The 18,293-nt window shown below is 68.1% G+C and carries 19 protein-coding genes; 8 read left to right on the forward strand and 11 right to left on the reverse strand.

Annotated features, from left to right (window positions below; all coding sequences use genetic code 11):
• Nucleotides 1-6: 6 nt before the first annotated feature.
• Complete coding sequence (locus tag ABOZ73_RS16320; RefSeq protein WP_369059176.1) at nt 7-603, reverse strand: hypothetical protein; 597 nt, start codon at nt 601-603, stop codon at nt 7-9.
• A gap of 51 nt (nt 604-654) precedes the next feature.
• Nucleotides 655-1,071, reverse strand: a complete 417-nt coding sequence (locus tag ABOZ73_RS16325) for a glycine zipper 2TM domain-containing protein (RefSeq protein WP_369059177.1) — start codon at nt 1,069-1,071, stop codon at nt 655-657.
• Between the two features lie 238 nt (nt 1,072-1,309).
• On the opposite strand from ABOZ73_RS16325, the gene ABOZ73_RS16330 reads away from it, so the two are divergent.
• Complete coding sequence (locus ABOZ73_RS16330) at nt 1,310-2,557, forward strand: class I SAM-dependent RNA methyltransferase (protein WP_369062564.1); 1,248 nt, start codon at nt 1,310-1,312, stop codon at nt 2,555-2,557.
• Between the two features lie 99 nt (nt 2,558-2,656).
• On the opposite strand, the gene ABOZ73_RS16335 is transcribed toward ABOZ73_RS16330, so the two are convergent.
• From ABOZ73_RS16335 to ABOZ73_RS16350, 4 genes are all read right to left on the reverse strand, one after another.
• Nucleotides 2,657-3,280: a serine hydrolase domain-containing protein gene (locus tag ABOZ73_RS16335; RefSeq protein ID WP_369059178.1), complete on the reverse strand. Its 624-nt coding sequence runs from the start codon at nt 3,278-3,280 to the stop codon at nt 2,657-2,659.
• A 111-nt stretch (nt 3,281-3,391) separates the two neighbouring features.
• Nucleotides 3,392-4,489, reverse strand: coding sequence for a PA0069 family radical SAM protein (locus ABOZ73_RS16340; protein ID WP_369059179.1), 1,098 nt, complete (start codon nt 4,487-4,489; stop codon nt 3,392-3,394).
• Between the two features lie 606 nt (nt 4,490-5,095).
• Complete coding sequence (locus ABOZ73_RS16345) at nt 5,096-6,034, reverse strand: IS481 family transposase (RefSeq protein WP_369058233.1); 939 nt, start codon at nt 6,032-6,034, stop codon at nt 5,096-5,098.
• 230 nt (nt 6,035-6,264) lie between these two features.
• Complete coding sequence (locus ABOZ73_RS16350) at nt 6,265-6,654, reverse strand: hypothetical protein (RefSeq protein WP_369059180.1); 390 nt, start codon at nt 6,652-6,654, stop codon at nt 6,265-6,267.
• 96 nt (nt 6,655-6,750) lie between these two features.
• On the opposite strand from ABOZ73_RS16350, the gene ABOZ73_RS16355 reads away from it, so the two are divergent.
• Nucleotides 6,751-7,194, forward strand: a complete 444-nt coding sequence (locus tag ABOZ73_RS16355) for a glycosyltransferase (protein ID WP_369059181.1) — start codon at nt 6,751-6,753, stop codon at nt 7,192-7,194.
• Here ABOZ73_RS16355 and ABOZ73_RS16360 read toward each other — a convergent pair.
• The 3 genes from ABOZ73_RS16360 to ABOZ73_RS16370 all read right to left on the reverse strand — a co-directional run bounded on the left by ABOZ73_RS16360 (nt 7,129) and on the right by ABOZ73_RS16370 (nt 9,751).
• Nucleotides 7,129-8,247, reverse strand: coding sequence for a lytic transglycosylase domain-containing protein (locus tag ABOZ73_RS16360; protein ID WP_369059182.1), 1,119 nt, complete (start codon nt 8,245-8,247; stop codon nt 7,129-7,131). The genes ABOZ73_RS16355 and ABOZ73_RS16360 overlap by 66 nt on opposite strands.
• Nucleotides 8,248-8,314: 67 nt before the next feature.
• Nucleotides 8,315-9,130 carry a uracil-DNA glycosylase gene (locus tag ABOZ73_RS16365; RefSeq protein WP_369059183.1) on the reverse strand — a complete coding sequence of 272 codons (816 nt, stop codon included), beginning with the start codon at nt 9,128-9,130 and terminating at the stop codon, nt 8,315-8,317.
• 45 nt (nt 9,131-9,175) lie between these two features.
• Nucleotides 9,176-9,751: an NUDIX domain-containing protein gene (locus tag ABOZ73_RS16370; protein WP_369059184.1), complete on the reverse strand. Its 576-nt coding sequence runs from the start codon at nt 9,749-9,751 to the stop codon at nt 9,176-9,178.
• A gap of 126 nt (nt 9,752-9,877) precedes the next feature.
• Here ABOZ73_RS16370 and ABOZ73_RS16375 point away from each other — a divergent pair, with 126 nt between their 5' ends.
• The 3 genes from ABOZ73_RS16375 to ABOZ73_RS16385 are packed head-to-tail and all read left to right on the forward strand — an operon-like array spanning nt 9,878 to nt 14,239.
• Nucleotides 9,878-11,548, forward strand: coding sequence for an electron transfer flavoprotein-ubiquinone oxidoreductase (locus ABOZ73_RS16375; RefSeq protein WP_369059185.1), 1,671 nt, complete (start codon nt 9,878-9,880; stop codon nt 11,546-11,548).
• A gap of 57 nt (nt 11,549-11,605) precedes the next feature.
• Complete coding sequence (locus ABOZ73_RS16380) at nt 11,606-13,348, forward strand: tetratricopeptide repeat protein (RefSeq protein WP_369059186.1); 1,743 nt, start codon at nt 11,606-11,608, stop codon at nt 13,346-13,348.
• A gap of 9 nt (nt 13,349-13,357) precedes the next feature.
• Complete coding sequence (locus ABOZ73_RS16385) at nt 13,358-14,239, forward strand: 4-(cytidine 5'-diphospho)-2-C-methyl-D-erythritol kinase (RefSeq protein ID WP_369059187.1); 882 nt, start codon at nt 13,358-13,360, stop codon at nt 14,237-14,239.
• A gap of 80 nt (nt 14,240-14,319) precedes the next feature.
• Here the strand turns inward: ABOZ73_RS16385 and ABOZ73_RS16390 are convergent, their stop codons facing one another.
• Together ABOZ73_RS16390 and ABOZ73_RS16395 are read right to left on the reverse strand one after the other, a co-directional pair.
• Entirely contained in the window at nt 14,320-15,756 is a 1,437-nt protein-coding gene (locus ABOZ73_RS16390; RefSeq protein ID WP_369059188.1) for an ammonium transporter, read from the reverse strand.
• Nucleotides 15,757-15,785: 29 nt separating this feature from the next.
• Nucleotides 15,786-16,124, reverse strand: a complete 339-nt coding sequence (locus ABOZ73_RS16395; protein WP_269716426.1) for a P-II family nitrogen regulator — start codon at nt 16,122-16,124, stop codon at nt 15,786-15,788.
• 333 nt (nt 16,125-16,457) lie between these two features.
• On the opposite strand from ABOZ73_RS16395, the gene ABOZ73_RS16400 reads away from it, so the two are divergent.
• From ABOZ73_RS16400 to ABOZ73_RS16410, 3 genes are all read left to right on the forward strand, one after another.
• Nucleotides 16,458-16,811, forward strand: coding sequence for a DMT family protein (locus tag ABOZ73_RS16400; RefSeq protein ID WP_369059189.1), 354 nt, complete (start codon nt 16,458-16,460; stop codon nt 16,809-16,811).
• A gap of 126 nt (nt 16,812-16,937) precedes the next feature.
• Nucleotides 16,938-17,315 (forward strand): hypothetical protein, encoded by a 378-nt coding sequence (locus ABOZ73_RS16405; protein ID WP_369059190.1) that lies wholly within the window; start codon nt 16,938-16,940, stop codon nt 17,313-17,315.
• A 91-nt stretch (nt 17,316-17,406) separates the two neighbouring features.
• Nucleotides 17,407-18,291: a glycine--tRNA ligase subunit alpha gene (locus ABOZ73_RS16410; protein ID WP_369059191.1), complete on the forward strand. Its 885-nt coding sequence runs from the start codon at nt 17,407-17,409 to the stop codon at nt 18,289-18,291.
• Nucleotides 18,292-18,293: the final 2 nt, after the last annotated feature.

Consider the following 18,293-nt stretch of genomic DNA (forward strand, 5'->3'; position numbering starts at 1 on the left):
AGCCGCCTAGTCGACGACCTGGTAGTCGCCGCGGGCGTCCTGGCAGACGCGGACGAAGCGCTTCTGGATGCGGCCGTCCGGCAGGTGGATCGGGCTTTCGGCCAGGGTGCAGCCGGCGGCGTCGCCACGGGCCTGGCCCACCGGCAGCGCGCGGTCGTCATAGCGGTCACGGTCGTCGTAGCGGGCCGAGTGACGGTCCTGATAACGATCGTAATAGTCGCGGCTGTCATAGTAGCCGACTTCCGGCGGGGGCGGCGGAGGCGTGTAGCCTGTGCGCTGGCCCGGTTGGCAGGCGGCGCCGTTGCGGCCCACCGCGCTGCCGGCGAAGGCGCCGACCAGGCCGCCGAGCACGGCGCCCTCGGTGCGGACGCCACGGGCGGCGACGCCGCTGCCGATCAGCGCGCCCAGGCCCGCGCCGACCAAGCCGCCGGCGGTGCCGCGGTTGGTCGTGTCACGACGGCAGGGGTCGTAATAGTAGCCGCCGCGGCTGTCGTAGTAGCCCGACTGGGCCGCCGCGACGGTGGGCGCGACCGAGGCGCCGGCCAGGGCCGCCACCGAGGCGACCAGGCCGAATCCGGCGGCGATCTTGGAACGGAACTTCATGTCGTTATCCCCAAAGGAAGCGATGATGCTGCTTGTTGTTGTTGGCGAAATTTAGCCGCGACCTGATGGACGCCATTCGCCGTTGCGGCCGCGGCAGACCTCGAAGCCGTGGTTGCGGCCGCCGTAGTATTCATTGACCCAGCGGCAGTCGCGGCGAGCCTGGACGCGGCGCGGATAGTCCACGCACTTGACCCGGCCCTTGGCGATCTGGTGGCCGGCGACCGCGCCGACGACGCCGCCGAGGACCGCGCCCTCGGTCTTGGCGCCGTTGCCGGCGACCGCGCCGCCGAGCAGGGCGCCCGACAGGCCGCCGATAACGGTGCCCTGGTTGGCCTTGCGCTTCTGCTCGGAGCGGCAGATATCGCCCGAACCATAGGAGCGCGCCGACTGGGCGTTGGCGAATTGGGGGACAGCCAGGGTCGGGACGGTGACCGCGACGGCCGCGGCGAAAGCTAGAAGGGTCTTCATGTGGGCTACTCCTACCGACCGCTCGGCTTCCGGATTTTCGCCGGAACGCTGCTGATGGGATCTGATTAGATGACTGAAGCTGAACGGCGCTTGAGCGGGCCGTTCATCTTCGTTCATCCAGAGCCGCGGCAATGCGGAGCGGCGATCTGCGGCCGACTGTGATAAGGGCGGCGGTCTCGCCCCCACATAGCTTCACCGTGAAGCGAAAATGAGCGGCGACAGAGGAAGTTCCGAGTTCATGGGCAAACCCGCCGAGGTCCGCGACCTGACCATCAACGCCATCGGCGCGCAGGGCGACGGTCTGGCGGAAGGCCCGGCCTTCGTTCCCTTGACCCTGCCGGGCGAACTGGTCCGAGCGCGGGTCGAGAACGCGCGCGGCGAGGTGCTCGAAATCCTGCAGGCCAGCGCCGAGCGGGTCTCGCCCGCCTGCGTTCATTTCGGCGAGTGCGGCGGCTGCGCCCTGCAACATTGGGACAGCGCCCCGTATCTTGAATGGAAGCGGGAGCAGGTCCGCCTGACCCTGGCGCGCGAACGGATCGAGACGGAGATTCTGCCGACCTTCGCCTCGCCGCCCGCGTCGCGGCGTCGCCTGTCGCTGCACGCCCGCAAGGGCAAGGGCGGCGCGCGCATAGGGTTCAAGGCCCGGCGGTCCTGGGACCTGGTGGAGATCGGCGAATGCCCGATCACCGACCCGCGCCTCGTGGCGGCGTTCCCGGCCCTGCGCAAGCTGGCGGAGCCGTTCCTGGAGCATCCGAAGTCGGCCCCGACCCTGCACGTCACCCTGACGGCCACGGGCATCGACGTCGATGTAACGGGCGTGGAGCGCAAGAGCGGCGGCCTGTCCGCCGACGCCCGCATGCGCGCCGCCGAGGCGGCCCAGGCCGCGAACTTCGCCCGCGTCACCATGGCCGGCGAACCCATCTATGGCGAGCGCCAGGCGGTGGTCCGCATGGGCCCGGCCGCCGTCGCCCTGCCGGCGGGCGCGTTCCTGCAGGCCGTGCCGGAGGCGGAGAAGGCCATGGCCGATTTCGCGGTGGATGCCTCGCAAGGCGCCAGCCGCTTGGCCGACCTCTATTGCGGGGCGGGCACCTTCACCTTCCGCCTGGCCGAGATCGGCGCGGTGCATGCGGCCGACTTCACCGAAGGCGCCATCCGCGCCCTGAACGCCGCAATCGGCACAGCCCCGGGCCTGAAGCCGATCAAGGCCGAGGCGCGGGACCTGGTGCGCCGCCCGGTGCTGGCCACCGAACTGGCCAAGACCGATGTCGTGCTCATCGACCCGCCGCGCGCCGGCGCGGCCGAGCAGGTCGGGGAAATCGCACGCTCGAAGGTGGGCAAGGTGGTCTACATCTCATGCAACCCGGCCACCTACGCCCGCGACGCCCGCACCCTGGTCGACGCCGGGTTCAAGCTGGAGAAGCTGATGCCGGTGGACCAGTTCCTGTGGTCGCCTCACATCGAGCTAGCGAGTGTGTTCACCCGCTAGCCGTCAGGGCGTGGAACTGCTGGATAGCGGCGTAGCCGGCCAGGCCGTGGCCTTTCATCAGGCCCTCCAGCTCGACCATGTTGTGCTGAAGCAGGATCATCACTGATCCGTCGCTCGGATCAGCCTGCCACCCTCCGCCATAGGAGCGGGCGAGCCTGCCGTGCCGACGCCGCCCCTGCCGTGGGTCACCGCCGCCGTGGCGGGATCGGTGACCACCGCCAGGCCGAGGCCAAAGCCGTTGCCGGGCGCGAAGGTCGGCATCCCCAGGGTGGTGGCGCTGGCGCGCTGCTCGTCCGTCAGTTGGTTGGTGCTCATCAGCGCCAGGGTCTGCGGCTTCAGCAGGCGCACCCCATCCACCGCGCCGTCGCCCAGGAACAGCCGGCCGAAGGCCAGATGTTCGTCCAGGGTCGACCACAGCCCCGCGCCGCCGGAGACATAGACCATGTCCGCCGGCCGCTCCGCTACGGTGGCGCCGCCCGGCGCGACGGTCAGGCGCGTCAGGCGGCCCTGGGTGTCGAAGCCGTGCAGGGCGACGCGGCGGTCATGCTTGGCTGGCGGCACGATGAAGCCCGTGTCGGTCATGCCCAGGGGGCGGAATATCCGCCGCTCCAGCACCTCGCCCAGAGGCGCGCCCTCCATCCCGGCGATCAACAGGCCGAGCAGATCGGTGGAATGGCCGTAGTGAAAGCCCGCGCCCGGCTGCAGGGCGGCGAGGCCGGCCATCCCCGCGTCGGGCGCAAAGTCGCTGTCGATGTCCCCGCCGAGAGCAGCGCTATAGGCCGAACAAAGCTCTTCGTGCTGAGGAGCGCGACAGCGCGTCTCGAAGCACGCACTTCACAACAGGCTCATCTGATCGCCCGCCTTGGGCGGCACGGCGAATTTTGTCACGTCCAGGGCGCTCCAACGCTTGTCCAGGCCCAGCCGCGTGGCGGCCAGTTTAAAGCGGCGGTTCATCACTTCGGCCACAGGCCCCTGGCCAGTCATGCGCTGGCCCCACTCGGCGTCATAGTCGAGGCCGCCGCGCATCTGGCGGACCAGGGACATGACCCGACTGGCGCGGTCGGGATGGTCGGTGGCCAGCCATTCGCGGAACAGGTCCTTGATCTCGCGCGGCAAGCGCAGGGCGACATAGCCCGCTCCGACCGCGCCGGCCTCGGCCGCGCGTTCCAGGACCGCCTCCATCTCGTGATCGTTCAGGCCGGGGATGGAGGGGGCGAACATGGCGATGGTCGGCACCCCCGCCTCGGTCAATTGGCGGATGGCGTCCAGCCGCCGCTCCGGCGTGGACGCGCGAGGCTCCATGCTGCGGGCCAGCCGGCGGTCCAGGGTGGTGATCGACACCGCCGCATGGGCCAGGTTCGCCTTGCCCATGGGCCCCAGGATGTCGAGGTCGCGGGTGATCAGCGCCGACTTGGTGATGATCGAGAACGGATGGTTGAACCGCTGCAGCATCTCCAGCACCGCGCGGGTGACCCGCATCCGCTTTTCCTGCGGCTGATAAGGATCGGTGTCGCCGCCGATATGGATGGGGCCAGGCTTGTAGGTCGGCTTGGACAGCTCCTTTTCCAGCAGTTTGCCGGCCTCTGGCTTGAAGTAGAGACGGCTCTCGAAATCGAGGCCCGGCGACAGGCCCAGATAGGCGTGGGCCGGCCGGGCGTAACAGTAGATGCAGCCGTGCTCGCACCCCCGATAGGGATTGATCGAACGGTCGAAGCCGATGTCCGGGCTGTCGTTGCGCGCGATGATGGTCTTGGACTTCATCGGCTGGATGGTGGTCGACAGCACGCGGGGCTTGTCGTCCTCGACCGTCCAGCCGTCGTCGAAATCCTCCGACTTCAGTGTGTCGAAACGGCTGGTGACGTTGGTGCGAGCGCCCCGGCCCTTGATGTCGATCTTGCCGTTTAGGCGTTGAAGATTGAGAGGCGCGGCCATGGACGCATTCTAGCGCACCATGAGAACATAACAAGAACCTTTGGGTCTTTGCCCGTCTCAGCCTAGAATGGCTTCACGCAGGTTATGCCTGCGCGTACCTGGCCATCATCTCCAAACCCGCCGACGTCGCCGGTTGCTCTGGCTCGACATCCCTTTGTCGGCCTCCTGGACATGAACGGTTCGGGATTTTCGGCAAAGCGCCCGCCAGGGTCCAAGTCGAGCTTTGGTCGGCTTTCAACCTTGGCCCAGCGGCGAGTTCGCAGTCCTCACGCTCCTGACTTGTCAGGCCAAGCCGGGCGCATCCGCCGAGGCCTTTCAGAGGCGGGGCGGCCCGACCCGAAGCTGTCGAGGAGCCGGCGGGCGACCCAGCACCGGACCCAACGCCGGTGTTGGATGATACGAAAGGCTCGGGAATGGCTTCCGGCATCCCCTCCGGCTTTGCTCGCATAGGCCGCTTGGGAGCAGGTTGCAGCTCCGAATTCCGGCGCTCCTGCAGCTCAATATGGAAGGTCTGGGTTTCGTCGCGGAGGCGAAAATCGGGTCGTAAGCGGCCGATTTCGTAACTCAGATAGCCGATGACGGCGCCGTGGAGCGCTAGGGCGAGCGCTAGGTGTCGTTTCCAAGAAGGTTGGTCACACGCTGCCAGGGTGTGAGGCCAGCGATGCCGGAGTGTGGTCGAGCCAGGTTGTAGCTGTCGGTCCAAGCCGTAACGGCGCGTGCGCGTTCGTCGGAAGAGGAATAGGGTCTGGCGTAGGCCCATTCACGCAGGCTGGTCTGGATGAAGCGTTCGGCCTTGCCATTGGTGCGTGGGGTGTAGGGCCGGGTTCTGAGATGCCGGGCTCCGGCGAGTTTGAGAGCGGCGGCGAACTGCCTTGAGCAGTAGGCTGCGCCGTTGTCGGTCATCACCCGCTCGACCTGGACGCCTTGTCGGCTGAGCCAGGCCAGAGCGCGTTGCAGGAAGGCGGTCGTGTCGTCCTGCCGCTCGGACCCCAAGATTTCCGTGTAGGCCAGACGCGAGGCGTCATCGACGCAGACGTGCAGGAACTCCCAGCCGGCGCGGTATGATCGACCCAGTCGGCGATCTTTGGTGATGCGGTGACCTTCGGTGGTGAACCGATTGAGCTTCTTGATGTCCAGATGGATCAGCTCGCCAGGCCGTGAGCGCTCATAGCGGATGACTGGAGCCTTGGGCTCAAGCATCTTCAGTTTGCCCAGACCCAGGCGACGCAAGACCAGGCCGACAGTCGAGCGGGCCATGCCCAGCCCCCGGGCTATGACCGGTCCGGTCATCCGCTGGCGGCGCATCGCTTCGATCTGGGCCTGGCGGTCCGCCGAGACACGAAGGGGGCATCGCCGCGGCGCTGAACTGCGGTCATGCAATTGCCGATCACCCGTGCGATGTCGGGCCAGCCATCGGTAGGCGCAGCGTCGTGATACGCCGCTCGCCGACGCTGCCCGAGCCACCGGCCAGCTGTCATCCTCAATACGGCTGATCATCAAGGCTCGACCAACTGGCGTCAGCCGAGCATTCTTATGGACGTTCATCCGGGGCCTCCGGAGCTAGAAGTTGTTGTGTCGCAACTCCAGCCTCTCAGCTCCGCCCCGGGTGAACAACCTTCATAGCTTCGACACCTAGGCCTGCGATCCTACCGCGAGTGCGAAAGCTGGTCTTCGGCGTCGCGCCAGCCATCCTGCCCCCTCGGCTTTCCCAATGGCTGTCGCGGATGATAACGGCAACTATTGGGCGATCGGCGCGAGGCGCGTCCCAATGATATCTATCTGGCGGTTTGCAAGGCGGCTCTGGCCACAGCCGCCACGGCGGCGGCGCTGAACCCGAGCCACAGGCCCAAGGCTGACTCCGCGAAGGAGGGCGCGAGAATCCAGACCTCGGGGGCGGGCCGGATGTTGGCGAAGCCGATGCAGGCCTTCATCAGGTTGTAGGCCGCCAGCGAGGTCCCGATGAGCGGCGCGGCGACCATGACGCCGCTGAGAAAGCTTAGGGTGCGCTCCAGGCTCCTCGCACGGCGGACCTGCTGGACGGCCCACAGAATGATTGCGGCCGCTGACAGCAGCGCCAGCGCCAGGAAGATCGCCTGGAAGGGAAGCATGGCGTGCTCGAAGACCCGTAAGGGAGTCAGCCGCTGCTCGATGGGAAGCATCGCCATCTCATGATCCCGCAAGTATTACATCCGTAGTCTATCTGTGGTCAGGCGGACGGTGGCGTCAAGCCGGGGCGTGGACGCGCGAACCTTGACCCGTCGATGACGCCGCGCTTCATGGCCGCCATGCTCAGCGTGATCATTCCGACGAACGACGACCCGGCCGGACTCGTCCGCACCTTGGCCGCCCTGGTTCCGGTGGCGATGGATGGGTTCGTGAAGGAGGTGATCCTCGCTGATCCCGCCGCACAGGCCTCGACCCTGGAGATCGCCGAGGAGACCGGCGCGCGGATCGTGGAGGGGCCGTTGAAGGCCGCCTGCGCCGTGGCGCGGCATCCCTGGATCCTGGTCCTGGGATCTGGTCGCGTGCTGCCGGCGGGGTGGGAGGAGGAGGCCGCGCGCCACATCGCCAATCATGGGAGCAAGGCGGCGACCTGGGGAAAGAGCGGTCTGTTCAGGCGCCCGAAGGCGGAGGACGGCCTACTGCTGCGAGCCGATCAGGATGCTGTCGATGCTCTGCGCCGCCGCCCACGGCGACTGGGCTGAGAAGGACCACTTGTCGAGCGACGCGTCGGCCAGCTTTTCCCCGCGCGCCAGGGCGTCCAGGGTGTGGTTCTCGCCGCCCATCATCTTCCGGTAGGTCCAGTAGTTGGCCATCACCTTCTCGACGTAGTTGCGGGTCTCCTGGGCGGGCAGGCTTTCGATCAGCAGCAGGCTGTCGCAATCGGCGCCCAGCTTCTCGGCGGCCTTGATCAGGGTGCCCGGACCGCCGTTGTAGGCGGCCACGGCGCGCAGCAGGTCGCGGTTCTGCAGGCCGCGATCCATCAGCCAGGTGAAATAGTCCTGGCCGACCCGCAGGTTGAAGGCCGGGTCGAACAGCGGGGTGTTGTCGGCCAGCAGCTTGTCGTCGCCGGCGGCGCGGGCGGCGGCGGCAGGCATCAGCTGCATCAGGCCCACGGCGCCCGCAGGCGAGACGGCCGTGGGGTCGAAGCGGCTCTCCTGCTTGACCAGGGCGTAGACCATGGCGCGGTCGATGGTGAAGCCGCCCACCGGCTCCAGCGCCGGCATGTCGAAACCCCGGGGGGCGGTGAGGGCTGGGCCGGAATAGGAAGCCCGGATCAGGCGGGCGATAGGGTCGACCTCGGCCGTCTGCGCGCCGTTAAGGGTCAGCTGACGCTCGGCGATCATGCCGTAGAAGGTGTGGGGCGCGGCGGCGGCCAGTTGCAGGAACTCGGCCGCCTGGTCGTGAGAGCCCGCGACGGTGGCCGAACGCGCGGCCCAGAACGCGGCGGCGGCGCGCTGCCAGCCGTCCTGCTTGGGATCGCCGGCGACGGCCTGGAAGAAGGTCTGGGCTTCGGAGGGGCGACCCAGGCGGAAGGCGGACAGGCCGGCGATCCAGCGTTCGCCCGCCATGGCGGCCAGGGTGAAGGCGCGTTTGACGTCGCCGCCGTAATAGGCCTCGCGGGCCAGCTTGGCGCGATCGACCTTGACCGCGGCGGGGCGGCCCTTGCGGGGGCGCGCCTCGGCGGAGACGTGAGTCAGGCTCAGGCTGAACACGGCGACGAAGGCCATGAACAGCATGCGCGCGGATCGCTTCATGCCGTCTGTTCCCGCTCCATTCGCTGTTGCGATTCTGGCGCGGTCCTTTTCCGATGATGTCCTTTGACTAGCCGGGCCGGCCCAGACGATCAAGCCGCTCCGAAAGCGTCAAAAGGTCCGTCCAGGCTTTCTTCTTTGCCGCGGGCTGCCGAAGCAGGAAGGCGGGATGCAAGGTCGGCATGGCGGGCAGGGTCTCGCCGCCGCCTTCCGGGGTCCATTCAAACCACCGGCCGCGCATGGACAGGATGCCCTCGCTGGTCTTGAGGATCGACTTGGCCGACGCGCCGCCGGCCAGCAGCAGCATCTTGGGCTTCACCAGCGCCACGGCCCGTTCGACGAAGGGCGCGCAGACGGCCTGCTCGGCGGGGCTGGGCGTGCGGTTGCCCGGCGGACGCCAGAAGACGGTGTTGGTGATGAAGACCCGGTCGCTCAGGCCGGCGGCGGCGATCATGCGGTCCAGCAGCTTGCCGGCTCGGCCAACGAACGGCGCGCCTTCGCGATCCTCGTCGGCGCCGGGCGCCTCGCCGATGATCATCAGGGGCGCTTCGGGATTGCCGCGCGAGAAGACGGCTTGGCGCGCGCCTTCCAGTTTCAGCGAGCAGCCTTCGAAGGCGGTGATTGCGGCGGACAACTCTTCCAGGGTGTTGGCCGCCGCCGCGGCCTGCTTGGCGGCGGCGATGCCGGCGCCGGTCTGGGGCGCGGCGGAAACGCGCCCGGCCATCTGGATCGGCGGGGGAGGGGGCGGCGCCTGGCGCGCCTTCAGCAGCGCCGCGCCCTCGGCCAGACGGTCGATGGGCGCGTCGGCATAGGACGCCTCGACGCCCGCCTCGGCCCAGAAGGCGAGCAGGCTCTCGACGGCGCGCATGTCGGGGGCGGCGAGCATTCTTCTCTGTGAGGCCCCCCGCCGCCCGGGGTCAATAGGGAAGGGCTAGACCGGTCCCTTCAGCCGCACGTGCTGCAGCAGCATGATGGTCTTGGCGTCGGCGATGCGGCCGTCGCCGATCATCGCCCAGGCGTCGTCCAGGGACATCTCCAGGACCTCGATGTCCTCGCCTTCGCCGGCCACTCCGCCGCCCTCGCCGGTGCGGTCGTCGGGGCGGTAGCGGGCGATGAAGAAGCTGAGACGCTCCGTCACCGAGCCCGGGCTCATGAACGCGTCGAAGACGCGGACCGGCGCGTCGATGCGGCAGCCCAGCTCCTCTTCAGCCTCCTTGACGATGGCGGTGGTGGGGTCGTTGTCGTCCAGCAGGCCGGCGCAGGCCTCGATCAGCGGCTCAGGATGGCCGTTGACGTAGGCGGGAAAGCGGAATTGCCGGGTAAGCAGCACGGTCCCCCTGTCCGGATCATAGGGCAGGATCACCGCGCCGTTGCCTCGATCGTAGGTCTCGCGGCTGAGAGTCTGCCAGGAGCCGTCGCGACGGCGATGCTCGAAGCGCGTTTTCTTCAGCAGGTACCAGTCGTGCGACAGGACCGTTTCTTCTAATATGCGGACGTCTAGGCTCATGCGTTGCTTATAGCGAACCTTTCGCAAGTGCAGCAAAGGCCTTGACCACCCTTGCGTCGCTTCCCGATAAGCGATTCAAACAGATGTAAGCGGCGGGGGGACAAGCCGCGGCGTAAGGAGAGGGTCATGTCGGAAACGATCGAACGCGAATCCATGGAGTACGACGTCGTTATCGTCGGCGGCGGCCCCGCCGGTCTGGCGTCGGCGATCCGGCTCAAGCAGATGGCCGAGAAGTCCGGGACCGAGGTCTCGGTGGCGCTGGTGGAGAAGGGCTCCGAGGTCGGCGCCCACATTCTGTCGGGCGCGGTGATCGATCCCAAGGCGCTGAACGAGCTGTTCCCCGACTGGAAGGAGCGCGGCGCGCCGCTGGAGACCCCGGTCACCAAGGACAGGTTCATCCTGCTGGGCGAGGCGGGCGAGCTGTCGCTGCCGATGTTCGCCATGCCGCCGTTCATGCACAACCACGGCTGCTACATCGGCTCCCTGGCCAACCTGACTCGCTGGCTGGCCGAGCAAGCCGAGGCCCTGGGCGTCGAGATCTATCCGGGCTTCGCCGCCTCCGAACTGGTCTGGCGCGAGGACGGTTCGGTGAAGGGCGTCGTCGTCGGCGTGGTCGGCGTCGCCAAGGACGGCGAGCACAAGCCCGACTACCAACCCGGCATGGAACTGCACGGCAAGTACGTGTTCATCGCCGAGGGCGTGCGCGGCTCGTTGGCCAAGGTGCTGATCAACAAGTTCGAGCTGGACGCCGGGCGCTCGCCCCAGAAGTACGGCATCGGCATCAAGGAGCTGTGGCAGATCCCCGCCGACAAGCACCAGCCGGGCCTGGCGCAGCACACCACGGGCTGGCCGCTGGACGACAAGACCGGCGGCGGCAGCTTCATGTACCACTTCGGGGACAACTACGTGGCTATCGGCTACGTGGTGCACCTGAACTACAAGAACCCCTGGCTGTCGCCGTTCGACGAGTTCCAGCGCTTCAAGCATCACCCGACCGTCAAGCAGCACTTGGAGGGCGGCCGCCGCATCGCCTACGGCGCGCGGGCCATCACCGAGGGCGGCTACCAGTCGGTGCCCAAGCTCAGCTTCCCGGGCGGCGTGCTGATCGGTTGCTCGGCCGGCTTCGTGAACGTGCCGCGCATCAAGGGCAGCCACAACGCCATGAAGACCGGCATGCTGGCCGCCGAGGAGGCCTTCGCCGCCCTGCAGGCGGGCCGCGCCGGCGACGAGCTGACCAGCTACCAGACCGCCTATGAGAAGTCGTGGGTGGCCAAGGAGCTGAAGACCGTCCGCAACGCCAAGCCGCTGCTGTCCAAGTACGGCACCTTCATCGGCGGCGCGCTGGGCATGTTCGACATGTGGACCAACCACCTGTTCGGCGTCTCGGTGTTCGGCACCATCAAGCACGACAAGACCGACGCCGCGTCCACCGGCCTGGCCAAGGACCACAAGCCGCTGGTCTATCCCAAGCCCGACGGCGTGATCAGCTTCGACAAGCTGTCCTCGGTCTTCCTGTCGGCCACCAACCACGAGGAAGACCAGCCGGCGCACCTGAAGCTGAAGGACCCTTCGGTTCCGATCCAGGTGAACCTGCCCAAGTACGGCGAGCCGGCGCGTCTCTACTGCCCGGCCGGCGTCTACGAGGTGCTCTACAACGAGCAGGGGGCCGACCCGCGCTTCCAGATCAACGCCCAGAACTGCGTCCACTGCAAAACCTGCGATATCAAGGACCCGTCGCAGAACATCGTGTGGACCACGCCTGAGGGCGGCGGGGGACCGAACTACCCCAATATGTGAGGCGCGACCGCACACCCTGCACTTGCGGCGGCACGGGAATGGGACAAGGTAAGGGGCATGAAGTTCCTCCCCCGCCTTGTCGCCCTTGCCCCGCTTGTCCTCGCTGCCGCCTGCGCCGGGACGCCCAAGGCGGCGCCGGAAACGAACGCCTTCTCGGACTCCGACGTCATCGTCTCCAGCGTGGCGCGCAGCTCCACGCCGTATGGCCTGTTCCTGGCGGGGCAGGCGGCGATGAAGGCCGGCGACAGCCGCCAGGCCTCGGCGCTGTTCGATCGCGCGGACCAGATCGGCGGCGATGACGCGGTCAAGGAACGCGCCTTCACCGCCGCCCTGCTGGCCGGCGAGGTCCGCCGCGCCGCGACGCTCGCCCCGACAGACGAAGCCAGCGAGAACCAGCTGACCTATCGCCTCGGCCAACTGGTCGTGGCGGTCGAGGATTTGGCCTCCGGCCGGGCCAAGCAGGCGCAGGCCTCCCTGAGCGGCGGCCGCATCACCTTCCCCCACGCGGGCGCGGCCGCGCTGCTGGCGCCTTGGGCGGCCGCGGCGGCGGGCGACAAGGAAGGCGCGGTGGTCCGCCCCGAGGTGCGCGGCGACCGCGTGGTCCAGGTGTTCGGCCTGCTGGGTCAGGCGCACCTGTACGAGCGCGCCGGCCGCTATGACGAGGCCGAGACCGACTTCAAGGCCCTGACCAGCGACAGCCAGACCGGAACCCTGTTCAGCCTGGACTATGGCGGCTTCCTGGAGCGGCGGGGCCGCAAGCTGGACGCGGCGGCGGTCTACAGGGAGGCCCTGGCCATCCGCTCCAACGATGCGGGCCTGCGCTCGGCGCTGGCGCGGGTCGAGGCGGGCAAGTCCCCGCCCTCCGCGCCGACCCTGAAGCAGGGCGCGGCCCAGGCCCTGATCGCCGCCTCGGCGGTCTATATGGGCGAGCGCCAGCGGCAGATCGCCCTTTCCTATCTGCGCCTGGCGTTGCGGCTGGATGATCAGCGGGACGAGGCCTGGATCCTGGTGGGCGACCTGCTGGGCGCGGCGGGCGACACCCAGGCGGCGCGCGAGACCTATCTGCGGGTTGGGAACAAGTCCCCGCTCTACGCCTCGGCGCGGGGCAAGCTGGCCTGGACCTATCAGGCCGAAGGCGACAAGGACACGGCGATCCGCCTGGTGCGCGAGACGGCGCAGGCCGCGCCGAACGAGGCCGACCGCCAGATCGCCTGGGCCGAACTGCTGCGCGCCAACGACCGCTGGGCGGAATTGGTCGAAGTGCTGAATCCGGTCATCGCCCGCCAGGGCGCGAACGTCGATTGGCGGCTGCTGTACATGCGCGGCGTATCGCTGGAGCGCGCCGGCCGCTGGGCGGACGCCGAGAAGGATCTGGAACAGGCCCTGGCCCAGCGTCCGGACGAGCCGGAGCTGCTGAACTATCTCGGCTACACCTGGATCGACCGGGGCGAGCGGCTTCCCGAGGCCCTGGCCATGGTCCAGAAGGCCGTGGCCGTGAACCCGCGCTCGGGCGCCATGCTCGACAGCCTAGGCTGGGCCCATTACCGCATGGGCGACTACAAGGCCGCCGTCGAGACGCTGGAGCGCGCGGTGGTGCTGGAGCCGGCCGATCCGGACGTGAACAACCACCTGGGCGACGCCTATTGGCGCGTCGGCCGGCGCACGGAGGCCAACTTCCAGTGGACGCGCGTGCTGTCGCTGGAGCCGAGCGACGTGCTGCGTTCCGAGGTCGAGGCCAAGCTGAAGAACGGCCTGGGCGCCAAGGGGCCGGCTTCGTCCCCTTCCGTCGCCGAACGCTAGGCTCGTCCCGTGAAGCTGAATGATGGCAGGGCCGCCTTCGCTCCGGCCAAGGTGAACCTGTTCCTGCACGTGGGCGGGCCGGACGCCGACGGCTATCACCCGGTCTGCAGCCTGATGGTCTTCGCCGACGTCGGCGACCGGGTGACGGTCCAGCCGGCCGATGCTCCAACCTTCGAAGTCACGGGCCCCTGCGCCGAGGGCGTGCCGGTCGATGACACGAACCTGGTGGTGCGCGCCGCCAATTCAGTGATCCGCCGCGCGGGCCGGCCGACGCCGCCCTTCCGCCTGATCCTGGAGAAGAACCTGCCCACCGCCGCCGGTCTGGGCGGCGGGTCCAGCGACGCGGGGGCGGCGTTCCGCCTGCTGCGCGAGGCGCTGGGCCTGCCGATGGCCGACGAGACGCTGGAGGCCCTGGCCGCCGAGCTGGGCGCGGACGGCGCCGTCTGCCTGTGGGCCAGGCCGGCGATCGGCGAGGGGCGGGGAGAGGTCCTCAGTCCCGCGCCCGGCCTGCCCCCGCTGCACGCGGTGATGGTCAATCCCGGCGCGCCGTCGCCGACGGGGGCCGTCTACAAGGCCTATGACGCCGCCGTCTCGCCCTGGGGGGCGGACCGGCCGCCGTTGCCGGATGCGTTTGAGAGCGCCGAAGAGGTCGCGGCCTTCCTCACCCTGACCCGCAACGACCTGGAGGCGCCGGCCGCGGCCCTAACACCGGTGATAGGCGAGGTGCTGCAGCTACTGCGCGAGGAGCCTGAAGTGCTGCTGGCCCGCATGTCGGGCTCCGGCGCGACCTGTTTCGCCCTGTGCGCCGGCGACATCGAGGCCGAGGGCCTGGCCGAACGCATCCAGGCCATGCGGCCCGGCTGGTGGGTCCGCGCCTGTCGGCTGGGCTGAGCTAGACCCAAAAAAGAGATGGGGCGCGGAGGTCCCCCGACCTCCGCGCCCCGGTTCCCCCAGGAACCTCTCCCCGACGCTTACGAGTGGTAAGCGCGCTCGCCGTGCTCGGCGATGTCCAGGCCTTCTTCTTCAACTTCCGGCGCGGCGCGCAGGCCGATCGTGAACTTGATCAGGAAGAAGACGATGGCGCTGGCGATGGCCGACCAGACGATCGTCACGCAGACGCCCTTCAGTTGGGCGATCACCTGGGTGACCATGTCGTAGGTCGCCGCGTCGCAGGTCGAGATGTCGCCGTCCGCCGCGCAGGTCGTGTAGTCCACGATGCCGGCGCCGCCGAGGGCGGGGTTGACCAGGATGCCGGTGGCGATGGCGCCGACGATGCCGCCGACCCCGTGGATGCCGAAGGCGTCCAGGCTGTCGTCGTACTTCAGGGCGTTCTTCACGACAGAGCAGAAGATCACGCAGATCGGGCTGACCACCAGGCCCAGCACCACCGCGCCCATCGGGCCGGCGAAGCCGGCGGCCGGGGTGATGGCGACGAGGCCGGCGACCACGCCCGAGGCCAGGCCCAGCGCGCTGGGCTTACCGCGGGTGACCCACTCGGTGATGATCCAGGACAGGCCCGCCGCGGCCGTGGCCACGAAGGTGTTGATCATCGCCAGGGCGGCGTAGCCGTTGGATTCCAGGTTGGAGCCGGCGTTGAAGCCGAACCAGCCCACCCACAGCAGACCCGCGCCTACCAGCGTCAGGGTCAGCGAGTGCGGAGGCATCGGCTCCTTGCCGTAGCCGCTGCGCTTACCAAGGATCATGGCGCCGACGAGGGCCGCGATCCCGGCGTTGATGTGCACGACGGTGCCGCCGGCGAAGTCGAGCGCGCCAAAGCTCCAGATCAGGCCCGCCTTGATCGGCGCATCAGGCGCCGCGGCGATGGCGTCCGGTCCAGGCCACCACCAGACCATGTGGGCGATCGGGTAGTAGGACAGGATCGGCCACAGAACCGCGAAGGTGACGATGGCCGCGAACTTCATCCGCTCGACCAGTGAGCCGACCACCAGGGCGGCGGTGATCGCCGCGAACGTCGACTGGAATGAAAGGAAGACAAATTCGGGGATGACGACCCCGGTGGAGAAGGTGGCGGCGTTGCTGGCAGGGGTCACCCCGCCCAGGAACAGGCGACCGAAGCCGCCCACGAAGGTGTCGAGCGCGCCGCCGTCGGTGAAGGCCAGGCTATAGCCCCAGAACACCCAGGCGACGATGCCGATGGCGCTGACCACCGACACCTGCATCATGACCGACAGCATGTTCTTGGCGCGCACGAGGCCGCCGTAGAACAGCGCCAGACCCGGCAGGATCATCAGCAGAACAAGAACGGTGGAGACCAACATCCACGCGGTGTCGCCCTTGTCGGGCACAGGCGCTGCGGCCTCTTGCGCGAGGGCCGGGAAGGACGCCATGGCCCCCGCGGCGGTCGCCGCGAGCGCTACGCCCGCCAGCGATTTGAATCCCAGTTTCATCGAGTTAACCCCTTGTCCCCGTATTGTTGTCAGAGCGCGGCGGCGCCGGTTTCACCGGTCCGGATGCGCACGGCGTTCTCGACGTTGAGGACGAAGATCTTCCCGTCCCCGATCTTGCCGGTGGCCGCGGCGGCCTTGATGGCCTCGACCGCCTTGCCGGCCGCTGCGTCGTCGACCACGGCCTCCAGCTTCACCTTCGGCACGAAGTTCACCTGGTACTCCGCGCCCCGGTAGATTTCGGTCTGCCCCTTCTGGCGGCCGTAGCCCTTGACCTCGGAGACCGTCAGGCCCTCGACCCCGGCCGTGACGAGCGCTTCGCGCACCTCGTCCAGCTTGAAGGGTTTGACGACCGCAATGATCAGTTTCATCCGCTTGCTCCCCGCACGATCCCCGAAGGCCGCACGCCCCGTCTGAATGTCTGTTTCGTCGTTAGACGCCCGCCGGCCCTCTCACCGAACGCAGGCATCGGTCACGCTAGCGGCGGGGCGGGAGCGGCGCGCTGGTAAGGTAAGGATTTCGCGGTCAGCGCCATAAATGGACCAAGTGGTGATCGCTTTGCGGGCAATCTGCCGCGTTTATGGGCAAAATGGCCCCACCGGGCGGCTTGGGGCGTCTCGTTCACGCGCTTGAGGGAACGTCACGCGCCCAGTGGACGGTCCGTGGAATCTGGCTCAAATGCCCCCTCGACACCGGAGGGGACGATGAGCGCGAGCCTGTGGCCGAAGATCCTGCCGATCCTTCTGCTGGTCGTATCCAACGTCTTCATGACGTTCGCCTGGTATGGGCACCTCAAGCACAAGGGCTCGGCCCTGGCGCTGGTGATCTTCACCAGCTGGATGATCGCCCTGCCTGAGTACATGCTGGCCGTTCCGGCCAACCGCATAGGTTCGGCGGTCTATACCGCGGGTCAGCTCAAGGCGATCCAGGAGGCCATCACCCTGATCGTCTTCGTAGTCTTCTCGGCGCTCTACTTGGGCGAGCCGATCCGATGGACGACGTTGGTCGGCTTCGGGTTCATTTTTATCGGCGCTCTCTTCATTTTCCTCAATCGCTGAGCGGTCCTGATCAGCAACGCCGTTGGCCGTTGCTGGAACCGGACAAGCCGCTCGCGCGCTTCATCGGCGGTGGGAAGCGGAGCCGCGCAACCGGCCTCGCCCTGAAAAAAATCGATGAGGAAGACCATGAAGATCGTTCAGCTCATGACCGCCGCCGCCGCTACCGCCCTTCTGGCTGGCGCGGCTCACGCCCAGATGACGGATTCCCAGCCGGTGAACCCGAACACGGCCACGACCTCGTCTGACGCCGTGCGTCAGTCGGGCATGACCAACACCACTGATCCGGCCATGACCGGCTCGGCCGGCACGTCGGCGACGATGGCCCCGACCGGCACGCGCACCGACGTGGTTTCGACCAGCTCGCCCGAGCAGCAGGCCTCGCTGAAGGCCGGCGACGCCAACGTCGTCTCCAACGGCCCGGTGGCCGACACCCCGGAGAACCGCGCCAAGTACGGCCAGCCGATGTCGCGCGCCGGCAAGCGCACCGATCCGGCCGGCAACTAAAACCCAGTCGCCTGACAGCCGACTTGGCTTGAAGGAGAGGTCGGCGGGCCCTATGGTCCGCCGACTTTTTCTGGCCCTCTCCCGAGCCCTCATGTCCGCTGAAAAACCCAAGTCTTTTCAAGGTTTGATCCTCACCCTGCACGACTACTGGTCAAAGCAGGGCTGCGTGATCCTCCAGCCGCACGACATCGAGGTAGGGGCGGGGACCCTGCACCCGGCCACGGTTCTGCGCGCGCTCGGCCCCAAGCCGTGGAACGCCGCCTACGTCCAGCCGTCCCGCCGTCCGAGCGACGGCCGCTATGGCGACAACCCCAACCGCCTGCAGCACTACTATCAGTACCAAGTCATCCTGAAGCCGAACCCGGCCGACATGCAGGACTTGTATCTGGGCTCGCTCGAGGCCATCGGCCTCGACCTGCGCCTGCACGACATCCGCTTCGTCGAGGACGACTGGGAGAACCCCACCGTCGGCGCCTGGGGCCTGGGCTGGGAAGTCTGGTGCGATGGGATGGAGGTGTCGCAGTACACCTACTTCCAGCAGGTCGGCGGCCTGGACGTCAGCCCCGTCGCCGGTGAGCTGACCTATGGTCTGGAGCGCCTGGCCATGTACGTGTTCGGCGTCGACAACGTGTACGACCTGCCGTTCAACGATGCGGGCGTCTCCTACGGCGACGTGTTCCTGGAGAACGAGCGCCAGCATTCTCAGGCCAACTTCCACGGCTATGACGTCGCCACCCTGAAGCGCCAGTTCGAGGACATGGAGCGCCAAGTGCCGCTCATGCTCGAGCGCGACTATCAGGGCCGGGCGCTGGTGCTGCCCGCCTACGACATGGTCCTCAAGGCCAGCCATCTCTTCAACCTGATGAACGCCCGCGGCGCGATCGCCGTCGCCGAGCGCGCCAGCTACATCGGCCGCATCCGCGACCTTTGTAAGATGTGCGCCCAGAAGTGGGTCGAGCAGCAGGAAGCCGCGTAAGA

This window comes from Caulobacter sp. 73W, assembly GCF_041021955.1.
Lineage (GTDB): Bacteria > Pseudomonadota > Alphaproteobacteria > Caulobacterales > Caulobacteraceae > Caulobacter.